Raw genomic sequence first — 6,209 nt, forward strand, 5'->3', positions numbered from 1 at the left:
GTAGCGGCTGTCGGGTTCAAGGCCGCGATGGCGATGATCACGTAGCCCATATGGCTGACGGAGGAATATCCGACCACATATTTGAGGTCTTTTTGCGCCAAGGCGATGAAGGCCGCATAGAGGACGCTGATCACAGCCAGCGTGGCAATGTACGGTGCCCAGAAACTGGCACCCACCGGCAGGACATAAACCCCTAACCGAATTAAGCCATAGCCCCCAATTTTCTTTAAGACGCCTGCGTGAATCATACTCACGGCCGTCGGCGCACCGGCATATCCGTCAGGAGACCAGGAGTGGAAGGGGAACATGGAGATCAAGGATCCAAAACCAATCACCATTAAGGCAAAGGCGACCTTTTGGAAGGCTGGACTAAAGAGGTCTTGCCTTGCCGCGAGTTCATCAAACATAAAGGTTGGATTACCATTGACGGCGGCTGCCAGGTAAAGGGCGACCATGCCGACCAGCAGGAAGGCCGATCCAATCAGCAAGTAAATGGTTAACTTCATTCCGGCGTATTCTTTGCTAACCCGTTTCGTACTTCCCCAGATGATGACCATGATGTAGATTGGAATAACCACGATTTCATAGAAGAGGAAGAAGATAAACAGGTCGCGGGCAATAAAGGTTCCCATAACCCCGGCAATCAAAATCAGCAACAGAATAAAGTATTCTTTGACTCGTTTATCAATATTCCAGGAGGCATAGATCGACGCGAACCCGATCAGGTTGGTCAGCAGAAGCATGGGTAAGCTTAAGCCGTCGACGCCCAAGGCTAAGTTGACCCCGAGATCCGGAACCCAGGGTATCGTTAAGGTAAACTGCATTCCACCCGCTGCCCATTGATAGGTGAAGAAGGCGTAAAGAGAGAGCACCAAAGACACGAACATACCCAGCGCTGCCACGAGTTTTATGGTTTTGGCCTCTTCCTTAGGTAAGAAGACGATCAAGAGCATGGCCACTAACGGGGCTAGGAGCGTGAAGGGCAGAAGCAGGGATAGTGAATCCACGGTTGGTAGTACCGACATTATTTCACACCTCCTAGCGTTGCTAAGGGGTTAAACTTAAGCGCCGTCAGTTGATCTTCTCCAAAGGCGAAGACTAAGAAGATGACGACCACTGCGATAAAGAACACCATAGCGTACGTTTGTAGTTGTCCTGTGTTCGTCCGACGGAGAACCTTGCCGCTGCCGCGCGTGATCAGGGCTAGTCCATTGACCACTCCGTCAACGATATAGATGTCAAACCAGTACAGGACTTTACCCAAGCCATCCATGAGGTTATGAATGATCCAGAGATAGAGCTCATCCACATAGTATTTATTTTTGAGGACTTTATACACGAAGGGGAAGCGGGCAGCAACATTCTCGGCTGAGATCGCTTTTTTGACGTAGGTAGCGTAAGCCAAACCAATTCCCAGCGCTCCCGCCAGCACGGAAATTCCGGCTAAGCCCCAGGCGATGGCTTCATGATGGAATTCTCCATAGCGGACATAGTAAGCAAAATTATGCTCGGGTAAGGCTACAAATCCCCCGAAGACGCTGAAGAAGGCGAGGATCATGAGGGGGATGGTCATACTCCAAGGGGATTCATGAGGATGGTTTTCGGCTTTTTCCGGTCCCATGAAGACGACAAAGAACAGTCTTGACATATAAAAGGCGGTTAAGAAGGCCGTAAACAGACCGACTGAATAAATAATGGGATGCCCATTATGCAAGGCGTTGGCGAGGATTTCGTCTTTCGACCAGAATCCTGCAAAGGGCGGCATGCCGGAGATGGCTAAGACCCCAATGAAAAAGGTGGTTCCGGTGATCGGCATCTTTTTCCAAAGTCCACCCATATCCCAAATGTTTTGTTTATGATGCAAGGCGTAAATGACGGAACCTGCGCCTAAGAACATTAAGGCTTTGAAGAAGGCATGGGTCATGAGGTGAAACATGGAGCCTGAGTAGGAACCGACTCCCAGTGCAAACATCATATAGCCCAGTTGACTTAAGGTCGAGTAAGCCAGGATCCGTTTAATGTCATCTTGGACGATGGCAATCGAGGCCGCAAAGATGGCGGTAAACGCCCCTAACCCTGCAATAAACTGCAGCGCTTCCGGGGAGGCAACATCAAACAGAAAATACATGCGAGCGACTAAATAAACCCCGGCTACCACCATGGTGGCGGCATGAATCAAGGCACTCACAGGGGTTGGACCTTCCATGGCATCCGGGAGCCAGACGTGCAGCGGAAATTGGCCCGATTTTCCCACCGGTCCCATAAAGATCAGGAACGCCGTGATCGTCACATAGCCTGCCGTTCCAACCACTAAGACATCCTGAAAATTGGTGTTTAAGGCGGCGGATAGTGCCACAAAATCCAGGGTTCCAAACTTCGTATAGAGGAACAGCATCCCAAGCAGTAAGCCGAAGTCTCCGACCCGGGTGGTCATAAACGCTTTCTTGGCAGCTTCCCGTGCCGATACTTTGAAGAACCAGAAGCCAATTAACAAATAGGAACAGAGTCCGACTAATTCCCAGAAAATGAACAATTGTAACAAGTTCGTTGCTAGAACCATGCCCAGCATGGAGGATGCAAACAATGACTGGTACGCATAATACCGTGAGAAACCCTCATCCCCGTGCATATAGCCCAAGGAGTAAATCTGTACCATCGAGGCTACTAGGGTCACTACGAACAGCATCATAGCACTTAAGGGATCAATGATGGTCCCAAAATCAATCTCTAACCCCGCAATACTCAGCCAATTCACCGTTACGATCGCTGGATGTTCCACAATTTTTTCGCCCGCCTGAATAACGCCGAGGCCTATCGCTATCGCTAAGCCCAACGAGGCGAGAATCGCCAGAATCGACACTGTGGAAGACAGTCCTTTGGATCGCTTCGTGATAAAGGCGATGATTAGAAACGACAAGAAGGGCAACGCAGGAATTAACCACGCCCACTGAAAGAGATCATGCATTTCCTTGAACACCTACCTTCTCCATAGTCTCTCATCGGCACATTCAAGTAAATAACCAGTCAGTATGCCAGTCTATTTTGTGTCATACTGCGTCGGCATGTTCACCTAATAGCCCCGCTATGAGGTAAACATACCTCCTTGTCTGACGCAAAATATCCAAGGCATCTTTGACTTGTTATTTTCTTTCATATGCCTTACCACTTCAACCAAGTTAATTCGTCGACATTGGTCGATTGACGGTTACGATAAATCGTAATGATCAAGGCCAGTCCTACCGCCACTTCGGCGGCTGCTACGACGATCACGAAAAGCGCCGCCACGTGCCCTGTCAGCACATAGTGAATGTCAATCTTTTCGTTCCAAATAAACCGGTTGAACGCCACAAAATTAATATTAACCGCATTAAGCATCAGCTCAATGGACATCAGGACTGCAATAATATTTCGCTTGGCAAAGACCCCGTAAAGTCCGATACAAAAGAGCATCGCGCCCACCAAGAGATACGTCGAAAGTCCGACACTAAAATTTGCTAAACTCATTTGCTCTCCTTCACTCCCTTCGCCAAGATCACGGCACCGACTAAGGCTACGGTAAGCAAGACAGCCGCTGCTTCAAATGGAATCATATAACGAGTGAGTAACAGGAGCGAAAGGTCCTCTGCTGAGCCACCGCTCGTCCATGGAGTGGCCAAAACACGCCAGTCCGCATTGGAGAGAATCACCAGCGCCATGATCACAAAGACTGAACCCGAGATCAGTGCTCCCATTAGCCAACTACGGTTTTCTGGATTGCTATCACAGATATCTCCACGCAGAGTCAGCATGACTGCGAAGACGACCATCAAGGAGACCGCTGCCGTATAAATTAACAACTGCACCGCTGCCAAATAGTCGGCATTTAAGAGGATATAGAGCACGGCAACTCCCGAAAACGATAGGGCTAGATAAAGCGCGCTATGCACAATGTTCTTGGAGGTCACAACACCCCAAGCGGCTGCAATCGACAGGATCGCAAAAATAAAGAAAACGATAGTGCCCATGCTCACTCCACCTTCCCTTTTCGCTCCGCGCGTTGAATCATATCCCACTGCATGTCGTCCGGCTCATAGATTGCGTTTTCAAAGTCTTGAGTTACCTTTAAAGCCTTGGTTGGACAGACTTCAGCACACATACCACAGAACAGACAGCGACCCACGTCCATATGATAGGTTTTGAGAACTTTTTTATTGGCTTCATTCTTTTCGCTGGTCAATTTGATGACTGAGTTAGGGCAGGCCATCGCGCACATATTGCAAGAAATGCACTTATCCTTTTCAAGCCCCATGGAACTACGCACCCTAATCGGAAGGTTCGGTTTTTCCTCAGGGTAAAACTCAGTGATATTCGGACCGACCATGCGTTTGAATGTGATGCCTAGACCTTGTAGTAGACCTTTACCAAACACTGTGTCACCCTCCCATCACGAATCGGTAAATGTAAATTCCCAGACCCGTTAACAAAATGTTTAAAATTGAAAGTGGTAACAAGACCTTCCAAGCTAAGTGCATTAAATGGTCAATACGTATTCTCGGGAAGGTCCAACGAGCCCACATCATAAAGAAAATGATAACTCCAACTTTCATAAAGAACCAAACATATCCCGGTAAGAAAGCAGGACCTTGCCAACCGCCTAAAAATACTGTCGCAGCAAGTGCCGACACAGCGGTCATGTTCCCGTATTCACCAAGGAAAAATAATCCCCAGCGAAGTCCCGTATACTCTGTGAACGGTCCGGCTACAACCTCCTGATCCGCTTCAACTAAGTCAAACGGTGCACGATTCAGTTCTGCCAAACCTGCAATAATGAAGATTACAAAAGCTAAAGGTTGAAGGATTATGAAAGGAACCGTTCCTTGAGCTTCTACAATCACTCCTAAGTTAAAGGATTGAGTGATCATGACGACCCCAAGTAATGAAAAGAGTAAGGGAATTTCGTAACTGATCATTTGGGCAACTGCTCGCATGCCGCCGAGTAACGAGTATTTATTGTTGGATCCCCAGCCAGCCATTAAGAAGCTTAAGGTTGAAATTGAGGAGATGGCAACAAAGTAAAAGATACCTAAATCGAGATTAATCGGTGCCAGTCCATCCCCAAAGGGTATGACTGCCAGGGTCATCATTGGGAGACAGAAAATAATCATCGGTGCAACTTTGAAAATGAACTTATCAGCACCTGCAGGGGTAACATCTTCTTTGCCCATGAGTTTTAAGGCATCAGCTATAGTCTGGAACCATCCGCGCGGACCGAGACGATTGGGCCCTGGCCTTTGTGAAGTCCAACCTGCTACTTTGCGTTCAAGTAAGATCAAAATCAAAGCAGCCAGGACAACAATGATAACCACGATGATAAAATTTATCACATTCATGGTTAAATTAGCCCAAACTGAGTGGGGATCCGCAAAAAGACTACGGATGAAAGCCGCAATAATCAAAAACAGATTATCTAGAGTCTCCAGCAGATAATTTAGAGTCTCCATCTTATTCTCCCCTCATCGCAATTTACTACTTATCAACTTCACCCAATACAGCATCTAAGGTGGCGAAAATAGCTACAACATCTTGAATTTTCCAGCCTTTGGCTATTATTGGGAGCATTTGTAAGTTTATGAATGTAGCTGGTCGGATACGGACCCGTGAAGGCTTAGTCGTTCCATCACTGACAATATAAAATCCTAGTTCTCCTTTGGGGTTCTCAACGCGGTGATATACTTCCCCCACCGGAGGTTTAATAACCTTGGGTACCTTGGCCATAATCGGACCGTCTGGAATGTCACGGACTGCCTGTTTAATGATTTTGATACTTTCCACAATCTCGTCCATCCGGATTATAGTACGATCATAGCTATCGCACCCTGTTCGAACCGGCACATCAAAGTCAAACCGATCGTAGATACTATAGGGTTCTGCTTTACGCACGTCGTAATTGACACCAGAGGCTCGTAAGACTGGACCCGTGATCGAAAGATTTTCCGCCAATTCTTTGGATAAGATACCCACGTTCTTTAACCGACCCATAGCAATTTCATTGCCAAAAAAGATACCATAATATTCTTCCAGCATCTCAGGTGTGTCATCAAGGAATGATTTTAAGGCAGGCCAGAATTCTTCCGGTGGCTCTGCACTCATTCCTCCAATGCGCATAATGTTCACGGTTAAGCGACTTCCTGCGGTCATTTCATACATATCACAAATCCGTTCACGATCTC

General features: G+C 47.5%; 6 protein-coding genes and 1 pseudogene. All 7 read right to left on the reverse strand.

Going from position 1 to position 6,209, the window contains the following annotated elements; translation table 11 throughout:
* The coding region (locus JL57_RS18380; RefSeq protein WP_034143435.1) for a NuoM family protein at positions 1-1,025 on the reverse strand (1,025 nt) is incomplete at its 3' end.
* Positions 1,025-2,977: an NADH-quinone oxidoreductase subunit L gene (gene nuoL, locus JL57_RS18385; RefSeq protein WP_034143436.1), complete on the reverse strand. Its 1,953-nt coding sequence runs from the start codon at positions 2,975-2,977 to the stop codon at positions 1,025-1,027. The genes JL57_RS18380 and nuoL, both read right to left, overlap by 1 nt.
* Positions 2,978-3,159: 182 nt before the next feature.
* Entirely contained in the window at positions 3,160-3,504 is a 345-nt protein-coding gene (gene nuoK / locus JL57_RS18390; RefSeq protein ID WP_034143437.1) for an NADH-quinone oxidoreductase subunit NuoK, read from the reverse strand.
* A complete protein-coding gene (locus JL57_RS18395; protein ID WP_034143438.1) occupies positions 3,501-4,004 on the reverse strand; it encodes an NADH-quinone oxidoreductase subunit J in 504 nt (167 codons plus the stop codon). The genes nuoK and JL57_RS18395 overlap by 4 nt, the downstream gene beginning before the upstream one ends.
* Positions 4,005-4,006: 2 nt before the next feature.
* Positions 4,007-4,408 (reverse strand): NADH-quinone oxidoreductase subunit I, encoded by a 402-nt coding sequence (locus JL57_RS18400; RefSeq protein WP_034140331.1) that lies wholly within the window; start codon positions 4,406-4,408, stop codon positions 4,007-4,009.
* Positions 4,409-4,412: 4 nt separating this feature from the next.
* Positions 4,413-5,480 carry an NADH-quinone oxidoreductase subunit NuoH gene (gene nuoH, locus JL57_RS18405; RefSeq protein WP_034140330.1) on the reverse strand — a complete coding sequence of 356 codons (1,068 nt, stop codon included), beginning with the start codon at positions 5,478-5,480 and terminating at the stop codon, positions 4,413-4,415.
* 25 nt (positions 5,481-5,505) lie between these two features.
* Positions 5,506-6,209: pseudogene (locus JL57_RS18410) on the reverse strand (NADH-quinone oxidoreductase subunit D); the annotation flags it as partial.

The sequence above is a fragment of the Desulfosporosinus sp. BICA1-9 genome, from assembly GCF_000802135.1.